The 22,030-nt window shown below is 69.5% G+C and carries 13 protein-coding genes and 3 pseudogenes; 5 read left to right on the forward strand and 11 right to left on the reverse strand.

The window, feature by feature from the left end:
* From OG852_RS45340 to OG852_RS45355, 4 genes are all read right to left on the reverse strand, one after another.
* Positions 1 to 891, reverse strand: a complete 891-nt coding sequence (locus OG852_RS45340) for an alpha/beta hydrolase (RefSeq protein WP_330350974.1) — start codon at positions 889 to 891, stop codon at positions 1 to 3.
* Between the two features lie 36 nt (positions 892 to 927).
* On the reverse strand, positions 928 to 2,112 hold the full coding sequence (locus tag OG852_RS45345) for an acyl-CoA dehydrogenase family protein (RefSeq protein WP_330350975.1): 1,185 nt from the start codon (positions 2,110 to 2,112) through the stop codon (positions 928 to 930).
* Between the two features lie 120 nt (positions 2,113 to 2,232).
* A complete protein-coding gene (locus OG852_RS45350) occupies positions 2,233 to 3,408 on the reverse strand; it encodes a hypothetical protein (protein ID WP_330350976.1) in 1,176 nt (391 codons plus the stop codon).
* Positions 3,405 to 4,847 carry a homogentisate 1,2-dioxygenase gene (locus OG852_RS45355; RefSeq protein WP_330350977.1) on the reverse strand — a complete coding sequence of 481 codons (1,443 nt, stop codon included), beginning with the start codon at positions 4,845 to 4,847 and terminating at the stop codon, positions 3,405 to 3,407. Before OG852_RS45355 ends, OG852_RS45350 begins: the two co-directional genes overlap by 4 nt.
* Before the next feature lie 189 nt (positions 4,848 to 5,036).
* Here OG852_RS45355 and OG852_RS45360 point away from each other — a divergent pair, with 189 nt between their 5' ends.
* From OG852_RS45360 to OG852_RS45380, 5 genes and pseudogenes are all read left to right on the forward strand, one after another.
* Positions 5,037 to 6,323, forward strand: a complete 1,287-nt coding sequence (locus tag OG852_RS45360) for a PucR family transcriptional regulator (protein ID WP_330350978.1) — start codon at positions 5,037 to 5,039, stop codon at positions 6,321 to 6,323.
* Positions 6,324 to 6,451: 128 nt separating this feature from the next.
* Positions 6,452 to 6,811 carry a hypothetical protein gene (locus tag OG852_RS45365; protein ID WP_330350979.1) on the forward strand — a complete coding sequence of 120 codons (360 nt, stop codon included), beginning with the start codon at positions 6,452 to 6,454 and terminating at the stop codon, positions 6,809 to 6,811.
* Between the two features lie 282 nt (positions 6,812 to 7,093).
* Positions 7,094 to 9,601: a SpoIIE family protein phosphatase gene (locus OG852_RS45370; RefSeq protein ID WP_330350980.1), complete on the forward strand. Its 2,508-nt coding sequence runs from the start codon at positions 7,094 to 7,096 to the stop codon at positions 9,599 to 9,601.
* 325 nt (positions 9,602 to 9,926) lie between these two features.
* Positions 9,927 to 10,142: pseudogene (locus OG852_RS45375) on the forward strand (integrase core domain-containing protein); the annotation flags it as partial.
* Between the two features lie 25 nt (positions 10,143 to 10,167).
* A pseudogene (locus OG852_RS45380) lies at positions 10,168 to 10,771 on the forward strand (NF041680 family putative transposase); the annotation flags it as partial.
* A 253-nt stretch (positions 10,772 to 11,024) separates the two neighbouring features.
* On the opposite strand, the gene OG852_RS45385 reads toward OG852_RS45380, so the two are convergent.
* The 7 genes and pseudogenes from OG852_RS45385 to OG852_RS45415 all read right to left on the reverse strand — a co-directional run bounded on the left by OG852_RS45385 (position 11,025) and on the right by OG852_RS45415 (position 22,024).
* Complete coding sequence (locus tag OG852_RS45385; RefSeq protein WP_330350981.1) at positions 11,025 to 12,992, reverse strand: pectinesterase family protein; 1,968 nt, start codon at positions 12,990 to 12,992, stop codon at positions 11,025 to 11,027.
* Between the two features lie 231 nt (positions 12,993 to 13,223).
* Positions 13,224 to 15,488: an ATP-binding protein gene (locus OG852_RS45390; protein ID WP_330350982.1), complete on the reverse strand. Its 2,265-nt coding sequence runs from the start codon at positions 15,486 to 15,488 to the stop codon at positions 13,224 to 13,226.
* Positions 15,489 to 15,742: 254 nt separating this feature from the next.
* Positions 15,743 to 16,029 (reverse strand): annotated as a pseudogene (locus OG852_RS45395) (IS5/IS1182 family transposase); the annotation flags it as partial.
* A gap of 165 nt (positions 16,030 to 16,194) precedes the next feature.
* Positions 16,195 to 17,211, reverse strand: a complete 1,017-nt coding sequence (locus tag OG852_RS45400; protein WP_330350983.1) for a helix-turn-helix domain-containing protein — start codon at positions 17,209 to 17,211, stop codon at positions 16,195 to 16,197.
* Between the two features lie 29 nt (positions 17,212 to 17,240).
* The gene (locus OG852_RS45405; RefSeq protein ID WP_330350984.1) at positions 17,241 to 18,245 is read right to left on the reverse strand and encodes an alpha/beta hydrolase; all 1,005 of its coding nucleotides are present in this window, start codon (positions 18,243 to 18,245) and stop codon (positions 17,241 to 17,243) included.
* Between the two features lie 421 nt (positions 18,246 to 18,666).
* Positions 18,667 to 20,445, reverse strand: a complete 1,779-nt coding sequence (locus OG852_RS45410; RefSeq protein ID WP_330350985.1) for a GMC family oxidoreductase — start codon at positions 20,443 to 20,445, stop codon at positions 18,667 to 18,669.
* A gap of 286 nt (positions 20,446 to 20,731) precedes the next feature.
* On the reverse strand, positions 20,732 to 22,024 hold the full coding sequence (locus OG852_RS45415; protein ID WP_330350986.1) for an MFS transporter: 1,293 nt from the start codon (positions 22,022 to 22,024) through the stop codon (positions 20,732 to 20,734).
* Positions 22,025 to 22,030 lie beyond the last annotated feature (6 nt).

Here is a 22,030-nt window from a genome sequence, read left to right on the forward strand (position 1 = left end):
TCACCGGATCCGCTCGCGCAGGAAGCCGGCGGCCTGCTCGAGCGCGGCCCGGCCCTCACTGAGCATGTCGGCGTAGAGGTGCCACACATGCGGCATCCGCGGCCAGACCTCGAGCCGTACGGCAACGTCGGCGGCGGCCAGACGACCAGAGATGCGGTGAGCGTCGTCGAGCAGGACCTCGTGCGAGCTGACCTGGATCATCACCGGCGGCAGTCCGGCGAGGTCGCCCAGGAGGGGCGAGGCCCTCGGATCGGTCCGGTCTTTCTCGGCGATGTACTCGCCCATCATCCGCGTCAGCTCATGGCGGCTCACGAGTGGATCCAGCTCCGCTTTGGTCAGCATCGAGTCGCCCTCCAGCATCATGTCGACCCAGGGGGCGATGCAGAGTGCTGCGCCGGGCACCGGAAGGCCGGCGTCACGCAGAGTGATCATGAGCGCGATGGCCAGCCCGCCGCCGGCGGAGTCGCCGCCGACCGCGATCCGTTGCGGTGCAAAGCCTTGGTCGAGCAGGTGGCGGTATCCGGCGACGGCGTCTTCGACCGGGCTGGGGAACTTGTGCTCGGGGGCGAGCCGATAGTCGAGCGCCAGCGTCCGGACGCCGGCAAGAGATCCGAGGTTGGTCACCAGGCCGCGGTGGGAGGCAACCGATCCGAAGGCGTAGCCGCCACCATGGAGGTAGAGCAGAGCACTGGTGGGATCGGCGTGAGGCGTGGAGGACCATTCGGCCCGCAGAGCGCCGATCGTCACCTCCTCGAGGACCACCTCCTCCGGAGGCTTGGTCGTGGCACTGGCCTGGTCGAACATCGCGCGCAGCTCGGGGATCGACATCGAACCCGGGGCGGGGATCGATCGGAGCAGGTCGAAGACGACCTGTCGTTCCTGTACGGTCATGTGTTCCTCCAGCGTGGTCGTCGGGGTGAACAGCTGCTAGATCGGAGCCTGCGGCGGTAGGCCGAGCAGGACCTCTCCGTAGGTTTCCGATGCTCGTTCCACGTCCAGCGTGGCGTGGGCCCGCATCATGTTGATGTCTCGGAAGTGGCGCTGCAGGGGAGAGCTGTTGCGGTAGGCGTTGGCCCCGGCCGCGGCGACCAGCTGGTTGATGCCGGCGCCGCAGAAGTCGGTGATCATCGCTCCCTGAGCCTTCAGTCGCCCACGGGTGGCCGGGTCGCGGAGCACCTCCATCTCGGTCCCGCCCAGCGCCTTGAGGTAGCTGTCCAACATCGAATCGGCCAGCGCCGCGCCGGCCTCGGCTTTCCCGAGAGTGATGCGGGTGCTCTGCTTGCTGTCGGCGCGAGCGCCGGTGTCACTGAGAAAGCGGCTCTTGGTCACGCGTGTGAACTCCGTGGCGGCGGCCTGGTAGGTCCCCACCGCCACGGGAAGGATCTCGCCCACGATGAACGGCATCACCGGAAGCGCGTAGAGGGGATTGCCGTGCAGCGCCGCACCCGGCGTGGTGCCGTTCAGGACGTCGACCGCCTCGACCGTGTGGTGTTCGGGGATGAACACATCCTCCATCGCTACGTCGTTGCTCGAGGTGCCCCGCAGCCCCGCGACCTCCCAGGTCTCGATGAGCGTCACCTCGGCCCTGGGCGCCAGGAAGAAGCGCAGGCTCGGCGCCTCACCGTCCACCTGGACCAGCCCACCGTTCATGAACCAGTCCGCACCCGCGCTTCCGGAGTTCCACGAACTGCGGCCACGGGCCAGGTAGCCGCCCCGCGTCGGCGTCAGGGTGAAGGAGGGGGCGAAGGTGCCGGGGGTCAACGCGTAGGACCGCTCTGCGAACACCTCCTCCTGTGACCGTTCCGGGAAGAGCGCATGCAGCCAGTTGTGCCCGATGTAGAAGGCGAGCACCCATGCGGTCGAGGTGCAGCTCGGTGCGATGGTGCGCACCACCCGAGCCATGGTGTCGACGTCGAGCTCATAGCCTCCGTAGCGCCGGGGCACGAGGATCTTCATGAAGCCGGCCTCGCAGAGGGCCTCGAGGACGCTCGGCGACATGAAGCCGCGCCGCTCGGTGTCCGCTGCCTCGCTTGCCACGAGCTCGGTCAGTGCTTCTGCCCGTTGGACGAGCTCAGTCTTGAGTTCGCTGTCCGTGCCGGTCTTGAGTTCCATGCGGTCTTCTCGTCTCTCTCTGGGTTTCGGGGCTGGGTCGTCGACGTCGCGGCACGATGCCGGGACGGCTTCGCTTCGCGCCGAAGGGAGGAGGGTGGAGACTGGTCTGGGCGAGACTGCTCAGCACTCCCACAGGTCCCGTTCCTGGAGCCAACCGGCGATCAGGCGCACCACGTCTCGCAGGATGTCGTCCTGGCCGGCGTAGTAGTGATTGGCTCCCTTGACCACATGCATGGTCTTGTCCGCGCTGGCGCAGGCGTCGAAGAACCGCTGAGTGTGCGGCTGTGGCACGGCGTTGTCGGCGGTGTTCTCGATGGCAAGCACCGGGACCCGGATGTTCCGGGCCACGATGTCCGCGCGGGCGCGGCTGTCCTCCGCCGACCACTGCGACAGCCAGCCGCGCAGCGTCGAACTGCGCGCGATCCCAGCGGGACTGGTGTTGGCCGTCTCGGGAACCCCCATGAACGACATCCCGATCTCTCGATCGTTCGGATCGATGGTGGCGTCGAGGAACCGCGGGTCGGCCAGGGTGCGGTGGGTCAGGATCACGCGCTCGGTCTCGCTGCCGCCTGCGCGGCGCAGATGCTCCAGCAGTTCCTTGACGTAGGTGGTGCGACGGCGGATCCGGGCAGCCTGCTGGGAGCGGAAGTGCTCCACGTAGTCCGGCGAGTACGGCGGCTTGTTGGGGTTGCGCGGATCGTAGAGGTCGAGTTCGACCTCCCGGATGTCCGGGTTCGCCTCGTCCAGGACCGAAGGATCGATGAAGTCCCGGAGCATCTCGGCGCGCCCCAGATGCGCCGCGTGGAAGATGAATCCGTCACCGGGCATCAGGTCGCTCAGGTCCACCGGATCACCGGCAGGCGTGTCGACGATCGAGGGCTTCTCGGCCTGCGACTGATACAGCGCGGTCAGCGAGCCGCCCCCGGACCAGCCGGCCAGCACCACCGTCCGATAGCGCCACACCTCGCGGGCGTGGCGTACGAAGGCGCCGTAGTCGGCCAGCACCTTCTCCATCACCAGCGCCGTGTCGTTGCGGATGTAGCGGCTCTCTGCGCACAAGACGTGCATGCCCGCCGCTGCCATGGCCCGCGGCACGGGCAGGCGCCTGACCGTGCCCGTGGGATGCATGAAGATCACCAGCGTCGCCGACGGTCTCCCCTGCGGAACGAAGCGGACACCGTCGAGGACGACTCGACGGGGCTCGGAATATCCGTAGATCTCCTTCACGTCGCTGACCTCGGTGTGACTGATGGTCACAAACTCGGTGGCGATGTCGGTGTGTTGTGGGCCGGTCACCGGATCTGGATTCCTTCCTGCGTTTCGAACCGCTTGAAGAAGCCCTCCCACTGGGCGGCGTAGTTGGAGACCTGCGGCATGACGTGCTCGGCGAACCGCGTCAGCTGCATCGGGAACCGGGATTCCAGCAGCAGGATCTTCTGGTCCTCCACCTTCTGCGGAGACAACTCCATCGCGCGTGCCATCTCCAGCGTCCGAGTGCCAGGACCGTGCGGCGTCCAGTTGTTGGTCAGCGCCGTGCTGCCGGGCTCCAGGGCCTTCCCGAACTCCCCCGCGAGGAAGATGCTGAACTCCCCGACGCAGTTACGGTGGTAGCCGGGCGGCCGGAAGCTCCTCTCCGCCACCAGCCATCGCGGCGTCAAGGCCATCACGTCCATGTTGGGGCCGAGAATCGGGTCGGAAGGCGAAGTCAGGAACGTGAAGATCGAGGGATCGGGATGGTCGACCGACAGTGGCCCCATCGGAACGAAGCGGTCCAGGTCGTACTTGAAGGGGTAGAGGCTGCCCCGCCATCCGACCACGTCGAGCGGTGAGTGTTGCAACGAGGCTGCCCAGAGGTTCCCGGCGAACTTGTGGACGAGTTGCACGGGACGTTCTTGATCCTCGAACGCCGCCACCGGGATCTCGAAGTCGGCGACGTTGGCCAGTCCGTTCGTACCGATCAACCCGAGCTCGGGAAGCCGCAGCGGCAGCCCGAAGTTCTCACAGACCAGGCCGGTCGCGGAGTCGTCGAGGAGGTCGACCCGGAACTTCAAGCCCTTGGGGATGACCGCGACCTCGCCGAGCCGCAGATCGAGCTTTCCCATCTCGGTGAAGATCCGGATCCGACCTGTCTGCGGGATGATCAGCATCTCACCGTCGGTGTCGGCGAACACCCGGTCGCGCATCGATCTCGTCGCCGCGTAGACGTGCACGGCCATGCCCGACTGCGAGTGCGGTGAACCGTTGCCGCACAGCGTGGCCATACCATCGATGAAGTCATCGTCGGAGGCCGTGCTCGTGAACGGCCCCCAGCAGTAGTTGTTGGGCGATGGCGGCGTGTCGAACGGTGGTGTGCGCAGGTTGCCGCCGTCGATCTGCTCGAACTGGCCGTGGACGACCGACGGACGGATGCGGAAGACATAGGAGCGACGGTTGTGCGCGCGGGGCGCGGTGAACGTGGTGCCGGACACCAGCTCGCTGACCAGCCCGTGAGGCACCCTCTGCGGGCTGTTCCGGCCCACCGGCAGCGTCCCCGCAATCGCCTCGGTCTCGAGCTCGTTGCCGAGGCCACTCTGGTAGACCAACTCTCCACCCGCAGAGCCGGTCGTGACGTCGTCGACCTGCTCGCTGTTCTCTGTGATCACATGAACACCTCGTCTCGTTCGTCGCTGGTGTCCCAGGTACGCCAGTCGCGGTGATTTCCCGACGCCCTGAGACGCCGGCCGTCCGATCCGCATGAAGGGGCTCGGCTGGCCGCCGTGAAGGGCGAAGGGCCGTTGCCACCAGCAATTAACCACGGTGTTACGTTGGTCAGTACTGGCTGGAAGCACAGGCCTCCAGGCGATGACTGGCTCCCGCACCAAAGGTGCAGTGCTGGACTGCGGTGTCGCCGGATTCCCCAGGCGGAGAGAAGAAGAGAGACGCCCATGCAGTGGCTCGGGAGGCTGTCGGCCACACGTGCCGAAGGGCATGACCTGGAATGGCTCGGACCCGATGCCGAGCGAATCCGGAAGGCATGGGGTCCGGGCGCGGTGCTGTGGGCAGCCGAGGTCGGCGAGCGTGTCATCGAGAAGGCGGGGCAGGAACTGCCCCTCCTCGGCGGAAGCAGGTCGATCGTGGATGCCCTTCGCCGGGCGACGATGTCGACCACCTTGCGCGTACTGGCCATCGTCTCCGGCTGCGCGGAGCCAGAAGCTTCGGTGGTGAGCGCCGAGGCCGAGGAGGCCACGCGCGACATGGCACGCCGCGGTCTGAAGCTGCACGAGTTCACCCGCTCGATTCGCTTCGGCCACGCGGTGCTCACGGCAGCGTTCCTCGACGCCATCTCCGCCGCGTCACCCCAGCATCACGACGACGGCGAGCTGCGGCGAGTGACCTTGCAACTGTTCCAACTGATCGATGAGTTCATCGCCGCCATGTCGGCGGTGTTTCTCGACGAGCAGAGCGCTTGGAGCGCCAGCAGGTCCGCAGCACAGCTCGAGCTGGTCAGGAAGATGGTCGAGGGAACTCCGGTCGATCACACCGCGGCCGAACGGCTTCTCGACTACCCGTTGACCGGAACACATCTGGCAGTCATCGCCTGGCGCATGTCACCGAGCGAGGGCACCGCACACGGTCTTCGCGAAGCCATCGACCCGGTGCTGCGCTGCTGGGGCACACCAGAGGCGTCGCTGGTAGTACCGGTGGGATCCAACACGTTGTGGGCGTGGGGTGCCTTCGAGTCGAAGGCGCATCTCACGCCAGGTGTGGTGCTGCCCGAGTTCGACGACGCCAAGGTCGTCGTCGGACAGGTCGGGTCGGGGGTCGAGGGGTTTCGGCGCAGTCACCGCGAGGCACGCGCGGTGGAGCGACTGCTCCGCCGCGGATCTGATCGGCAGCGCGCCTCTCTGGCCCATCAGGACGTCGACCTGGACGTCCTTCTGCTGGAGGATCGGGAAGCCGCGCACCAGTTCGCCGCCCGTCACCTCGGCCCCCTCAGTACCGACGACCCGCGCATGGCCGAACTGCGCAGCACGCTGCGTCGCTACCTCGACACCAACCACAGCCTGGCAAAGGTGGCTGCCATGGAGCAGATCTCACGCAACACGGTGACCTACCGTGTACAGCAGGCGTTCACCCTGTGCGGCCACTCCGGGGACGCTCCCACCGACAAGCTACGCGCAGCCCTCACCGTCGCCGAATGGCTCCTCGACTCACCGCACACAGGCCAATAGCATCCGCCGACGCGGCCTGACCAGCGTGCCGACGTTGCTCAAATCGGCGACGCACCAGGTCCTCGCTCAGCTGCTGACGGTGCCCGGCAGCGCCGGGGTGATCGCCGGGGTGAAGGCGCTGGCTTGTCGTGGCCGGGATGGTCCTGTTCCGCGCGGACGCCGCGTTCTACGCCGCCGAGGTCGTGACCGCCCGCCGCCGCGCCGGCGTCCACTTCTCGCTCACCGTGCGGCTCAACCCGACAATCCACGCCGCGATCGCCGCGATCGACGAGGACGCCTGGATCCCGGGTGACGGGAAGTGGATCGCGCTGCGTTCGCCGCCCTTCGTGTCGCCGTGTCGGTCTTCGCGACGGCGGCACGTAGTCGAGCTGCCGGCGGGCGAGCGCGGCGCGCAGTGCCGGGTCGTTGCCGTAGACCTCGTACGCAGACACCCCGGCCATAGGCGCGCACCTTTAAGCAGCCGCAGACGGCTACGAGGCCGGCCATGATCGGCTCGGCATGGTTCGCGTCGGGGAGGGGCAGGCGATGGCCGACACGGTGGCAGCAGGACGACTCGACCTGAGCCCGCTGGACGCGGCAACGAGGCCATCAGCGGCACGGCGCGACGGCGGATGCAGGCGACTTCATCCTGAGTCCCCCGCGACCGCGTAGCGGCCCCGCAGAGTCCGGTCGCAGAAAGAGCCCGCAGGCCGCACACGAACTACTCTGGGTTACGTCGGGCTCGCGGCCGTGCTCTCGTACGGCCAGGGCGCGAGCCGGCTGGAGGCGATGTGTCGGCTCACTCCGCGCAGCATGCGGGCCATGCCAGGGCAGCCCCGTCGACGCGGCTGGCGCTGCTGGCCTCGGCGGCCGCAGGACTGCCCGGCGACCAGGCCCTGCTGGTGGCCCTGCAGCAGGCGACCGCGGGTCTGGGAGGACTCGGCGGCGTGGCACACCGGCGCGACTCCGCGTCCGGAACGCTGAGGCTCATGGCGGTCAGCGGGCTGGCCCCCGCAGCCACCGAGGCATGGGCCAGCCTCCACGAGGACGGCGACTGCGCGCCTGCCCGCGCCGTCCGGGGTGTCGCCGAGGTCTGGCTGACCGGGGACGTCGCCGGGATCGGGGCGTCAGGTACGGCGTCGGTGCCGCTGCCCGGCCCCCACGGGCCGGTGGGCGCGTTGTCGGTGTTCACCGCGGCACCCGCGGCACCGGAACCCGACCAATGGTCCCTGCTCCGGTCGGTGGCGGCATGGGTCGCCGAGCACCTGGAGGCACCGGCGCCCGACGGCACCTACGTGCCGCAGGAGCCGTTCCTCCGTACGCTGCGCGGCCTGCGCGTCGGCTTCGTGACGGTCGACGAGGACTGGCGGATCACCTTCGCCAACGAGGAGGCCGAGAGTCTGCTCGGCCCCGGGCGCGTCCGGCCCGGAACCGTGCTGTGGGACCTCCCGGCCACCCGCGTCCACGGCCTGGAGGCCCAATGCCGGCGGGCAGCCGCTGGAGGGCGGCCGGTCGGCTTCGACGTGCGCTGGCCGACCAACCATCTGCTCTACTACGTCCGGCTCGACCCTGTGCTGGGCAGCGGGCTGGCGGTCTCGTTCGTCGACGTCACCGACCGTTGGCTGCGGCAGGCCGCGGGCTCGGCGCAGGAAAGGGCCGTGGTCGCGCGTACCGACCGCATGAACGTGCTGACCGTGGCCCTCGCCGAGGCAGTGACCTCGAGAGACGTGGTCCGGGCGGTGGCGGAGCATGTGCTGCCGGCGTTCGGCGCAGACGGACTCGTGGTGGAGGCGCTGGAGGCCGGACGGGTGCGGGTGGTCGATTCCGTCGGCTACCCGCAGGACTTCCTCAGTAAAATCGATGGCACTCCTCTGGTCGCCAACACCGCGATCACCAAGGCGCTGCGCACCCGAACCCCGGCGTTCGTCGAGTCCACGGACGCCTTCATCGAGCTCTATCCGAACATGAAGAACCTGACCGCGATATCGCCCATGCGCGCATGGGCCTTCCTCCCCCTCATCGCCTCGGGTCACGCCGTCGGTGGCTGCGTCGTCTCCTTCGCCCGGCCGCACTCGTTCGACGAGGAGGACCGCACCCTGCTGACAGCTGTGAGCGGCCTGGTCGCCCAGGCTCTGGAACGAGCCCGCCTGTACGACGTCGAACACACCCGGGCTCAGGGACTCCAGCGCGACCTGCTGCCCGCTACGCTGCCTTCCCTGCCTGCCGCCTCCTCCGCGGCCCGCTACCTTCCCGCAGGACGCGGCGGGGACGGGGTCGGCGGCGACTGGTACGACGTCATCCCGCTGTCCGCCGATCGCGTCGCCATCGTGATCGGGGACGTCATGGGGCACGGCATCACCGAGGCGGCGACCATGGGCCGGCTCCGCACGGCCGTCCGCACGCTCGCCGACCTGGAGCTGGAGCCGGACGAACTGCTCGGCCATCTCAACGAACTCGTCGGCGAACTGGGCTACGATCACTACGCCACCTGCGCGTACGCCGTCTACGACCCGGTCGCTCGCACCTGCTCCTTCTGCCTGGCAGGTCATCCGCCCCCACTCGTGGTGCATCCCGACGGCACGGTGCACGGTCCGGAACCGACCGTCAATCCTCCCCTCGGCGCCGCCGAACCGCCATTCGACGTCCACGAGGTGCACCTGCCCGACGAGAGTCTGCTGGTGTTCTGCACGGACGGCCTGGTCGAATCCGCCACCCGGGACACGGAGGAAGGCCTCGTACAGCTGCGCCGGACCCTGGCCGAAGAAGTGGGTCGCACCCCCTACTTCGACAGCGACCACCGAGACGACGTCAGTGGTCTCGACCAGCTGTGCGACCACATCGTCTCGGCCCTGGTACCCGATCGGGAGCGGACCACCGACGACGCCGCACTGCTGATCGCTCGCATCCACGGCACCCCCGCCGCCGACGTCGTCTCCTACGACCTGCCCCATGACCCCAGGGCCGCCGGACAGGCCCGAGCCCACGTCCGCGACCGGCTCGCCGTCTGGGGCCTGGACGAACTGGTCATGACCACGGAGCTGTTGGTGAGCGAGCTGGTGGGCAACGTGGTCCGGCACGCACAGGGACCGATCCGCCTGCGCCTGCTGCGCAGTCGGTCACTCATCTGCGAGGTGTACGACCACAGCCTCACGACCCCACGCATCCGGCGCGCCGGGTACACGGACGAGGGGGGCCGAGGCCTCCACCTGGTCGCCGCGCTCTCCCGGCGCTGGGGCACCCGCTTCCTCGGGGACGGCAAGTGCATCTGGACCGAGCAGGACCTGCCGCCGGGATCGTGATCAGCCGTATTTCTGGATGCACCGCACCAGAACTTCCAAGCCTTCTCCATGCGGATGCCATGCTGAGCGTGCGTTGACGCGGCAGGACAGGACACGATCTCCTGCATTGCCGGGCTCCGCCGAGGCCTGCTGACGGTCCTGCTCCACCCCGGCCAGCGGGACTGGACAACCAGCACCATGGGACAGGTCTGCGTCTGCTCTTCCTGTTTGTGGTAGTCGGCGTAGAGCCGGCTGCCTTGGAAGCTTCTACAAGTGGCGGGCCGGCCGCTCGGCCCGCGCCGCGCGCGAGCGGGCCGATGCGGCGCTTCCTGGCGCGGTCGGCACGAGCGCGGACAACACACTCGCCGAGTCGTTCAACGCGGCCCTCGAACGCGAGACACTCCGTGGCGCCCGCCGCTTCGACGGGGCCCACGCCTGCCGCCTGGCGGTCTTCCGCTGGACCGCCCGCCACAACACCCGCCGCCGGCACTCGGCGAACGGACAGCAGGCGCTGATCGTCTACGAACGGCAGTCAGCTACCCTGGCACCTGCCGCACAATGACACGAACAGGTGTCCACTCCTCGGGGACAAGGCCCACCCACGATTGCAGGCCCGTGGTCCCTGGCTAGATCACTGCGGTGAACTCCCGCTGATCCACGGCACGTTGGTCCGGCTGAAGGTTGAGCACATGCCCGGTGACGTGACCCGAAGCCGGTGTGTCTGTGGTCCTCGCGCACCGGGATGACCGGAGCGGACGTCGACCTGCGCTGCCAGGCGTTCATCCGCAGGTTCGATCTTGAACACACCTTCCGGCTGTTAAGGAGACCCTGGGTTGGGCCGTCCCAAGGTCCGCGATCCGCACACGGCCGACCTGTCGACCTGGCTGATCATCCACGCCCACACTCAGCTCCGCCTTGCCCGGCCTCTCGCCGAGGATCTTCGTCGGCCCTCGGAGCGGTCGGCGCAGCCTCGTCGGCTGGCTCACCCCTGGCCGGGTCCGCCGGGGGTTCCGCCACCTCCGCGCGAAGACTGCTTGTCCCGCCGACGTGCCCAGACCGTCCAAGCCCGGACCTGGACGCCCACCCGGCTCGAAGAACCGCAGGCCAGCCCCAGGCTACGAGCCTGGGAAGACCGTGAAACGAATCGAAACCCTCACCGAACACGTCTGCCTGAAACAGCAACGAGGTTAATGATCAAGCTTAACAACCCGGCTGGCCGGATTGGGTTCAATGATCCAAATGTGACAGCTTCGACCGACGACATGACGGATGATCAAGACCGCAGACTCCCGCCCGAGATCAGCATGAGTATCCCGAGCGGGAGCCACGCCCAGAGCCTCCGACCTGCATGTTCGAAGATGGCGAAGACTCGGTGAACCGGACTGGCACGGAGTAGGGGGAGGGTCGTGCTGCCCAGACTCCCCGTCGTGGTTCCTGGCCGCGGTCAGGAACCAGGGAAAACCGGGTTCCAGCCGTCGGTGCCCGCCAGGTACTTCTGGGCGGTGTAGTCGGCGGCCTCCGAGTCGGTGAGCTGCGGGTTGGTGGAGCCGCCCACGGAGACGCCGATGCACTGTATTGGTGAACAGGAGACGGCGAAGTTGTGGTACTCCTTGAACCGGCCCCAGGACCACGGGTAGTCGGGGGTCATGTCGGTCCAGGGCCGGTCGGTGTTGACACCTGAGTGAACCTTGGTGTCGCGGACCACGGCCTGGGGCCAGGCCTCGGCCACGTTGTGCCACGGTCGGCCGAGGTACATGGTGTTCTCCGGCACGCCGTTGGTGAAGATCTCGCTTCCGGTGATCAGGATGCCGTACTTCTGGCGGTAGTCGGTGTTCGGCGCCAGCACCGTGCCGCCCACCCAGTTCTGCATGGCGATGTTGCACCGGTCGAAGACGGCGGTGGCGTTGCCGAAGATGAAGTCGATCGCGCCCTCGACGTAGCAGGCGACGAAGTATTGCCGGTACTGGCCGGTGGGAACCGGCGCCTTGCACAGGACAGTGTCCTGACGGGCGATGATTCGGCACTGGGTGAAGGTCTGCCGGTCGCCTTCGGCGGCCAGCGCGACCGCCTGCGTCGAGAAGGCGTCGATCTCCGGGTGCTTGGCCGGGTCGAACGTGTTCTGGATCGTGATGCCGGCGACCGTGGCACCTGGCGCCTTGACGGTGAGCACGGCGCTGCCTTCGGTGCCATAGGGCTGGCCCGTCGCGGGGTTGGTCATCCCGTGGGCCCGGTCGGCGGTGATGACGACGTCCTCGGGATTGAGGCCCACCATGGCCTTGATCACCAGGTTGCTCTTGCTGGCCGGCACGACGACCGTCTCCTGGTAGGTGCCCTTGTCGAGGTAGACGATGCGCGAAGTCCCGTCGGAGGGGACGCCGTTGACCGCGTCCTGGATCGTCGGGTAGTCGCCGAAGCCGTCGGGCTGGATGCACAGCACGGTCTGGCTTGTTGTAGTGAGTTGCCTGCGCCAGGAGTCTATATTCGAGTGGTGGGCCGTCATGAGGACGTACGCGATGGCAGCGGTGGTCAAGAAGACCTCGCCACCGATCGTGAGAGGAGCCGTGAGGATGATCACGCCCGTGAGGGCCGCGTTTATGAAGACCTGGCTCATGATGCCCCAGTTGTTGTGCTGCGCAATGTGCTGCGAGCTCACGGTGAAGGGCTGGCCGTCGTGAAATGCCGTCGCGGTCGCGCGCGCCTGGTTGCGGAATCGCGCACCCTCGGCGAGCGCCACGATGATCTGAAGGATCGCCTGCGCCGCGTTCCTGGTCGTCGCTGACTGCCCGCCGGCCAGGGTGATCACCGCGTTGCCGAGGCTGGCGGGAGTGAGCTGCAACCCGTTCCGGGTGGCACCCTGCTGCGCCAGGTCGCTGTAGTTCGCCAGCTCCTCGAACCGCGTCACCACGTTCCCGTTGGGGCCGCCGCGAACGGCGTTCGGCAGATTCACCGCGGGGTCCAGCGTGAAGAAGTCGCCCCAGGCCACGGTACTGCTGGTGGGCGCGGCCGCGGTCCCCGACCGCCATCCCATGATGTAGAAGTCGGAAGTGCGCATGAACACCCGGACGACTTCCCGCCGGTCTTCCACGCGCAGATCGATCCGGATGTATGAGTCGGTTCCGGCGGCATTGGTCACAGCCACGGCGGGAACGGGGCGGGCACCCGTGGCCACCGGGACCGGAAGCTGGCCGGCTCTGCCCACCTCCCTGATGCGGGTGATCGTGGTGCGATAGCCGGTGAAGGCATCTCCCGGCTCGCTGCTGATGACCCAGTTGACGTCCGGCGTCGTCGGTTCGGTGGCGCTGGCGCTGGGAGCGCCGGCGAGTACCAGTCCGCCGGCTGCTGCGAGACTGACGGCCGTCGCGGCGGCGAGAAACGATCTTCTGGGGAGTCCACCCTGCGTAGTGCTCGTCACGTGATTTCCTTCGGTGTCGGCGATCCCTGCTCACACACCGCCGGCTGGCCTGTCCGGCCGGCACGTCAAATGCCATCCTGCGACGAGCGAGATGTGCGGTTTTGTTCGATCCCGTTCAGTAACGGCCTCCGATGTGTGATGCCGAAATATTCTGTGCGGAATCGGTGGAGTGCCATCCGCATTTCTACGGGCTGGCCCCGCGCATGGCCCGGGTATTTCTACGGGGTTGTCCTACGGATGGGGCGGCTGGTTGGCTGTCCACCAGGACGCGATGCCGGCCCGGGAGGCGACGTCCAGCTTGGCCAGGATGCTCTCGACGTGGCCCTCGACCGTACGCGGGGAGCGCCCGAGGGTGGAGGCGATCTGTCGGTTGCTCAGGCCCTGTGCCACCAGCGCGGCGATGTCCCGCTCCCGGCGCGTCAGTGGGCTCGGGGCGAGGTCGGCGGCGGTCGGCCGGGGGCCGGTGCCCAGCGCGTAGGCGATGGCCTCGTCGACGCTGCGGTGGCGCCCTCCCTCCAGGACGGCCGCCGCGTGGGCCGCCGGTCCGAGGGCCCGTACCAGTTCCTCCTCGCACTCGGCATGTTGCTCGACCATGTGCGGACCGAACGTCGAAAGGGGTGTGGCGATGTCCTGCCACAGGGCACCCGCGACACCCAGCAGTCGGGCCGCCGTCCGGTGGTCGCCGCCCGCGCCGGTGACCCAGGCGAGCTGCTCCACCATCAGCGCGACCATCTGGTAGTGGTTGAAGCCCCGCTCGTGCTCCAGCGCGGACCGGATCATGTATGTGGCTTCCTTCAGGTCGCCGCGCCTCCAGGCGTCGTAGCCGAGCGTCCAGTGCGCATGCCCAAGGACCAGCTGGTCGTCGTGCGCCTCGGCGATGGCGACGGCCTGCCGGCAGGTGGCCGTGGTGCGCGGATCCCCGAGGTGGGACTGGGCGGTGGCCAGCTGGAGCAGCGCGTAGACCGCACTGGTCTCCTCGCCCGCCGCGATGTGCGCGGCCGCCGCCTCCGCCAGCAGGGACGCGGCTTCCGCCAGCCGTCCGCCGAACAGTGCCAGGCTGCCACGCAGGCTGCGGATCTGGGTGCACACGACCGTGTCGTCCAGCCGCTCGCCCAGCTCCTCTGCCTGATCCAGCCACAGGTTCGCCGCCGCGTGATCGTTCTGCAGCACCGCGATCCATGCGGCGACCCAGAGCGCCCGGGCCCGGGCCGGGCTGGGTTCGGGCGCGGCGGCGAGCGCCCGCTCCAGCCAGCGGCGTCCCTCGCCGAGGAATCCGCCCTCGCACCAGTGGAAGCGCAGCGCCGTGACCAGAGCCAGGGTGGCCTGCGGCCGGCCGCCCAGGTCCAGCGCCGCGCGTAGATCGGCGTGCTCGGAACGCATCCGCGTCAGGCTCTCCAGCTGGCCGGGGCCGTGCCAGCCGTCGGCGATGCGCTCGGCGAAGGCCAGGTAGAAGGCGTGGTGCCGCTGCCGGGTCCGCGCTTCCCCGCCGGAGGCGGCCAGGCGCTCCCGCCCGTAGTCGCTGATGGCCCTCAGCAGCCGGTAGCGCGGCCGGCCCTCGCGTTCGGCGGGGACGACGATCGACTGCACGACCAGCCGGTCGAGGAGGTCCAGCACCTGGTCCCGGTCGATGCCGTCGCCCGCGCAGACGGCCTCCGCCGCGTCGAGGCCGAAGTCGCCGGCGAAGACCGAGAGGCGGTGCCACAGCAGCCGCTCGACCGGGGTGCACAGCTCGTGACTCCAGTCGATCAGGCCGCGAAGCGTGCGCTGGTGCGGCCGGGCGGTCCGGCTGCCGCTGGCGAGCAGCCCGAAGCGGTCCTCCAGCCGGTTCACCGCCTCGTCGAGGGTCAGGGTCCGCAGCCGGGCCGCGGCCAGTTCGACGGCGAGGGGCAGACCGTCGAGGTCGTCGCACAGCCTGCGGACCTGGGCGCGGTTGCCGTCGGTGACCTCGAAGTCCGGGCGCAGGGCGACGGCCCGGTCCCGCAGCAGCTCCACCGCGTCGTCCGGCGGCAGTGGAGGGACGGGGAAGACGTGCTCGCCGTAGATACCCAGCGCCCGGCGGCTCGTCGTCAGCATGCGCAGCCCGGGGCAGGCCGACAGCAGCGCGTGGGCCAGCTCGGCGCACGCGTCGACGAGGTGCTCGCAGTTGTCGAGCACGATCAGCACCTCGCGCCGGGACAGGAAGGCGGCGAGCTGGGCGGCCACCGGTCTGCTGCCCAGGTCCGGCAACCCGAGCGCGGCCGCCGTGGCATTCGCCACCGACACCGGGTCGCGCAGCGGGGCCAGGTCCACCAGCCACACCCCGTCCGCGACGTCCGGTGCCGACGCGGCGGCCACCTCCAGCGCCAGCCGGGTCTTGCCCACTCCGCCGGTACCGGTGAGCGTCAGCAACCGCGTCGTCCCCAGCCGACGGCGGACCTCGGCGAGTTCCTCGGCCCTGCCCACGAACGTGGTCAGGGCCGCGGGCAGGTTCCCCACTTCCGATACCTGGATGGTCACGTTTCCTGGTCGCCTTCCGATGGCTCGCATGCGTCCCGAAGTACTGAGAACGCCTGGCTCGAGTGGCAGCACGCGTCGTTGCGAGCGGTCGGGCGGCTGGTCGTGCCGCCGTATCCCCCCAGGGGTACGGATCGGTGAATCGGACACAGTCGCAGCTATGTCGCTGAACAGTACCCAGTGGGCAGCAGCCTCAGGCGGCGGCTGTGACCGAGTTCTCAGAGGGCATTTGGCCTAGGCGTATTGCACTGTATGTCCTAGTAGGTCCCTTGTCGGGTTGGCATGGTCTCGTCCGTTATGCGCTTGGCGAGGTTGTCGATCGAAGTGATGTGGATCATGGCTTGGGAGCTGGTGGAGAGGGTCTCGTAGTCGCGGGCGAGACGACGGTGCATCATGGCTCCACGACGGCGTTCTTGAAGCCTGTGTCGACCCAACTCTTGGAAATGGTCGGGTAGTTCGCCTTGGCCTGGTCGAGGAGGCGTATCCCCGGTGCGTTCTCGGAGAGGCTGGTGGCGGTGACGGTCACGGCGAGGATGAGGCCGATCTTTTTACCCGCTTGAGCTGCGCCGTCGTAAGGTGCGCATGGTCGCCGAGGGGCAACGAGTCATACCGGCCCCGAAGGCCACGAGCCCGAACCGGGCTCTACGAAGGAAGGTAATGGGGCAGTCCGCGGTCGCCTGCGGCGGCGGACTGGGGGGCGTCGGTGTTCTCAGCCGTCGTCGGCGAGATCGTCCTCGCTGTGGGCGATCCGCCAGTAAGCGATGGCGACGGCGGTGCGTTGGCGCCCGCCGGGCTTCGTCACCGTGTATCCGAGCTGGGCCGCGAGCCAGGCCAGGCGTTCCTGGAGGGTCGAGTGGTGGAGGTGGAGGCCGGTCGCGGCTTGCCGCAGGCTGGCGTGGTCGAGCACCGCCTGGAGGGTGTCGATCACCCAGGGGCGGGTGGCGCGTATGTGGTCCAGGTGGAGTACGTCGGTGATGGCGGCCGCTTCCTGCGGCGTGGTCCGCTCGGCCAGGACGGCGAGGGCGCCGAGGTCGTCGTATGCCAGCTGGGAGGGGCCGGGGCCGTTTGTCCGGTCGGTCAGCCGGAGTGCGAGACGGGCCTGTTCCAGAGTGGTCGGCAGGTGGGCCGGGTCCTGGGCGATCGCGGTCCCGGCTTGCAGGTCCGGTGGCAGGTCCGGTGTTCCGCGGACCAGGGCGACCATGTGCCGGCCGATCCGTGTCGAGTGGGGTGGCAGCGGTCCGGGGGAGGCGATGACGGTGACGGGGCCGGTGAGTCCCAGCCGTTTGGCGGCGTCGGAGCGGTCGCTTGCGGAGGCGTCGGGGTCGCAGGCGATCCGCACCGCGGCGTCGGCGGAACGGTCGGCGGAGTGTCCCGTGAGTGTGTGGATCGCTTTGGCCGCGCGTTCGAGGACGAGCGCGTCCAGTGGCCGCGCCTCGCCGGTGCGCTCCAGCCAGATCCAGGAGCCCGGCCGGCCCGGGGCTGCGGTCTGTGCCCAGGAATGGCTCTGTGCTTGGGGCAGGGGGTGCCCGGCGGGATCGTGCCGACGTGTGATGCCCCGGTCGGCGTCGTGCAGACCGGCGGGGCAGCCCGCCAGGGCAGCCACCGCCCGGACCACGGCCGCGAGGGTGGCCCGTTCCTCGACGAGGCCGTCGAAATGGTCGATGACGCGCAGCGCACCGGCCGTGGCGTCGTCGGCCACGTCGAGTTTGCCGATGAGTTCACGCAAGGGAGCCTCCAGGGCGGTGCTCGAACCGTTCACTCCTCCAGGGCCCGCCGGATGAACTCCTCGCGGGCGGCGAGGGAGGCCTGCGACAGCGCGGCGTGAGCGGCCACCAGGTCGAACCCGTGGAAGCCGCCGCCCCACATGTGGAAGTCGACGCTCACGCCCGCCTCTGACAGGCGGCGGGCGTAGATCAGGGCCTCGTCGCGGAACACCTCCGCCGAGCCGGTGTCGATGAACGTGCGCGGCAGACCGGTGAGGTCCTCGGCGCGGGCCGGCGCGGCGTACTGCGACACGTGCGGACCGCCGCGGCGCTCGCCCAGCAGCGAGGTCCATCCGTACAGGTTCCTGTTGCGGTCCCAGCCGGCCCAATTGTCCACCATGCGGCTGCTGTGCGTCTCGAAGCGGTCGTCGAGCATGGGGCAGATCAGCACCTGGTGGCTGAGGGCGGGAAAGTCGCGGTCGCGGGCGAGCAGGGCGGTCCCCGCGGACAGACCACCGCCGGCGCTGGCTCCGGTGATCAGCAGCCGCTCGGGGGCGATGCCCAGCTCGGCCGCGTTCTTCGCCGTCCACACCAACCCGGCGTAGCAGTCCTCGACCGGCGCGGGGTCGGGATGCTCCGGCGCCAGCCGGTACTCGACCGACACCACGACCGCGCGGCCCTCGGCCACATGGGGGAGGAACGCGCTCACGCCCGTGCGGCGGTCCCCGGCGATCATCCCGCCACCGTGGATGTGGTAGATACCCCCCTTGGGGCCTCGGTCCTCCACGGGGCTGAGAATCAGCAGCGTGATGTCCGGAGCCCCTTGCGGCCCGGGTACCCGGCGCTCGTCCAGCCGCACCCTGCCACCCGCCGTCAGGTCTTCCAGCTCCAGCCCGGTGTACCCCCCGGCCAGTTGCTGCCGGGTCTGCGGGAGGGTCTCGTCCGACAGGGGCGGAAAGAGAGTGCGCACCGCTTCCTCGGCGGGCGCGAGTTCCGGGTCCAAGGGGGGCCGGGTGGTCGTGGCGCCCAAAATGTCTGCTGCCGTCTGGTGGGCCATCGCTCTCTCCTTTGGGAACGGTGGGCATCCGGTCCCCCCACTCTCGGATGCCGACGCCCGCCGAGACACCCGCAGATGGCGGGAACCCGGCAGCTGGTCCCGCCACATGGCGGGACCAGCGGTCAGGGCGCAGGTGAGAAGGCCGGCGCCGCCGCCGGCTATGAACGGCGGGGGCCCGGTACGACAGCTCCGCCCGGGCTGTGGAGTGCGCCTCGGACACCGCCTCCGGCGAGCGGGTCGATCTTGCTCCCACGATGTCAAGGCGGTCGCCTTCCGTCCGAGCACAGCCTGGAGGCTGTGGAGAGCGAGCTGCTGACCAGCAGGATCGACGTGGTGTGCACCGGTCTGCGAGCCGAACCGGGCACACCGGACGGCGACGGCCGCGGCTTGTCGGCTGAGCGGGTCCCTCAGTGACCTGTTTCTACTTCTTGGACGGCACCGTCGGCATTCCCAGGAACGGCAGCCGCAGCGCACCGAAGGCCTCCACCGGGACCGCCGGTGACCTGGGCGCCACGGGGCTCAGCCGCTCGTAGGCCTCGCCCTGCGCCGGACGCGGGTCGGCCTCGCCCTTGTTGGGCCAGTAGGACATCGCCCGCTCGGCCTGCGCGGTGATGGTGAGGGAGGGGTTCACGCCCAGGTTCGCGGAGACCGCGGCGCCGTCGACCACCGAGATGCCGGGGTGGCCGTAGAGGCGGTGGTACGGGTCGATGACCCCGGTCTCGCGGGAGTCGCCGATGGGGCAGCCGCCGAGGAAGTGGGCGGTGAGCGGGGTGCCCATCAGCTCGCCCACGTTGGATCCGGCGAAGCCGTTGATGTCGGCGGCGATCGCGGAGGCGGCCTCGGAGGCGGCCCTGATCTGCTTGGGGTTGGGCGCGCCGTGGCCCTGGCGGGCGGTCAGCAGCCCCTTGCCCACGCCCGTCTGCTTCAGATGGGTGGTGAGCGAGTTGTCCAGTGACTGCATGACCAGGCCGATGATGGTCCGCTCCGACCAGCGGCGATTGGACAGCGAGCGCAGGACGAGGAGCGGGTGGCGGGCCGCGTTGGCCAGCCAGCCGGCGACCCGCGAGGAGCCGTCCGCGTAGGGGACCTGGAGGATGGACAGGCCGCCCATGGAGTTGGAGCCCTTGCCGTAGCGGACCGGCTCGATGTGGGTGTTCTCGTCGGGGTGGACCGAGGAGGTGATGGCGACTCCGCGGGTGAAGTCGACCTTCGGCGCGCCGGTCGCCTTGCGGTAGCGGCGGTCGTCGGTCTGGGCGCCGACCAGCGCCTCGGAGTTGGTGCGGGTCAGCTCACCCAGCCGGTCCGAGATGTGCGGGAGCTGTCCGTTCGCCTTCATGCGGTGCAGCAGGGTCTGGGTGCCGTAGGTGCCGGCGGCGAGGACGACCCGGCGGGCCTTGAAGGTGCGTCCCCTGGAGCGGCGGCGGTCGTCGGTCGGGAGGGTCGCGACCGCGTATCCGCCCTGGGAGTCGTCCGTGACCGACACGACCGTCGTCATCGGGTGGACGACCGCGCCGGCCTTCTCGGCGAGGTGGAGGTAGTTCTCGTTGAGGGTGTTCTTCGCGCCGTGCCGGCAGCCGGTCATGCACTCGCCGCACTCGGTGCAGGCCCTGCGGGCGGGGCCGGCGCCGCCGAAGTAGGGGTCGGCGACCTGTTCGCCGGGTGCGGCCTTCGCCGTCCCGTCGGCGTCCTTGCCGTCGCCGAAGAAGACGCCGACCGGGGCGGGGTGGAAGGTGTCGCCGACGCCCATCCGCTCCGCCGCCGCCTTCAGGTGCACGTCGGAGGGGGTCGTCGTCGGGTTCAGCCGTACGCCGAGCATGCGGCGCGCCTGGTCGTAGTACGGGCTCAGCTCCTCCTGCCAGTCGGTGATGTCCCGCCACTGGGGGTCGTCGAAGAAGGGCTTGGGCGGGACGTAGAGGGTGTTGGCGTAGTTCAGGGAACCGCCGCCGACGCCCGCGCCCGCCAGGACCATGACGTTGCCGAGGAGGTGGATGCGCTGGATGCCGTAGAGGCCGAGCCTGGGGGCCCAGAGGTAGTTCTTCAGGTCCCAGGAGTTCTTGGGGAGGGTCTCGCGGGTGAAGCGGCGGCCGGCTTCCAGGACGCCGACCCTGTAGCCCTTCTCCGTGAGGCGCAGGGCGGTGACGGAACCGCCGAAGCCGGAGCCCACGACGAGGACGTCGTAGTCGTAGGTGTCCTGGGGCACGGGGGTCTCCTCGTTGGGAACGGCGTTGATACCGGGGTCGGGAGCGGGTGTTTCCACTTGAAGTGGAGGGCTTTCATCAGCGTCTGGCCGCGGCTCTCCCTCGGGGCCGTGGCGGCGGCCGAGGCCGGAGTCCTTCATGCCGCCCATGGGGGACCGGATGCTGCCGTGGGCGGGAGCGTGGCCCTCGTTGACGTCCACGGTTCCGGTGCGGAGGCGGGCGGCGACGGCGCGGGGGCTGGGGCGTTGGTGCCGGTGCCTGTCGTGCTGCCGTTCATCATGCCTTCCCCTATCCGCTCGTGGCCTGTGGAGCCGCGCCGAGGACCGACGACGGCCCGTCCGGGTCGGGTGCCCCGTCCGCCAGCCGCTGTCCGTCCCGTTCGGGGCGCAGCCGCCATACGGCCAGCAGTCCCGTGACGGCCAGCAGCGCGGCCGTCAGCAGGAACGCGGCCCGGTACCCGGCTTCCACGGAGGCGGCGGTGTCGACGACCCGGCCGACTGCCAGAGGCGACAGCACTCCGGCGAGGGCGTAGACGAAGGCCAGTGCGCCGAGTACGACGCCGCGCTGCGGTGCGGGCGTGATCCGGGCGCAGGCGGTCTGGGCCACGGTCATGATGACGTTGGCCAGTGCCATGGGGCCGAGCATCAGCAGCACCTTGAGCCAGACGGCGTCCGTGACGGCGAACAGGGCCACCGCGCCGGCGGCCAGGCACATCAGGGCTCCGGTGCCCGCGCCGAGCGGTGGTCGGCTCCTGCGGCGGGCCAGCAGTCCGTGGCTCACCAGGACCACGCCGTTGGCCAGTGCCGCGACGGTCACCACGGTTCCTGCCTGGCGCAGGCTCAGCCCGGCGACCTCCTGGAGATAGTCCGGCATCCAGGTCAGGTTGGCGCTGAGCATCCAGTACGCGGCGAACGCGCCGAGCGCCGCGCTGAGCCAGGTGCCCGACAGCAGGATGCGTCGGTAGGGGACGACGACCGTGTCCGCACCCGTGCTCTCGTGCGCGTCCGGCGCGTACGGGCCCTCAGCGCCGCGCAGCGCCCAGTACCCGGCCCATGCCAGGCCCGCCAGCCCGACGGCCCCGAAGGCCCACCGCCAGCCGAAGTGGTCGATGACGAGGGTGAGCGTGGGCGCGGCGACGGCCACCCCGGCAGCGCCGCCGGTCAGCAGCACCGCGGTGGGCAGGGTGCGCTCGCGCTGCTCGAACCATCCGTGCAGATGATGAGTGGCCACCGGCGTGGCCGGTCCCTCGGCGGCTCCGAGCAGCACACGGGTCGCCACCAGCGTGCCGAATCCGGCCGCCGCCCACAGCATCGGCAGCTGGGCGGCCGCCCACAGCAGTGCCAGGACCAGCAGCAGCACGGTCGTGCGGACGTTCCGGGTCAGGTACGGCACCGCCAGAGCCGACACGCTGAAGAGTGCGAAGAACGCCGCCGAGGCCGTGCCGAACTGCTCGCGGGTCAGCCCGAGGTCGTCCATGATCGGCTGGGCTGCCAGACCCATCACGGCCTTGTCGGCGAAGTTGACCAGCATGAAGCCGAGCAGTGCCCAGGTTGTGCGCCAGGCTGTGGTGTGCTGTGTCATAGGGGG

The organism is Streptomyces sp. NBC_00582 (assembly GCF_036345155.1).
Taxonomy (GTDB): domain Bacteria; phylum Actinomycetota; class Actinomycetes; order Streptomycetales; family Streptomycetaceae; genus Streptomyces.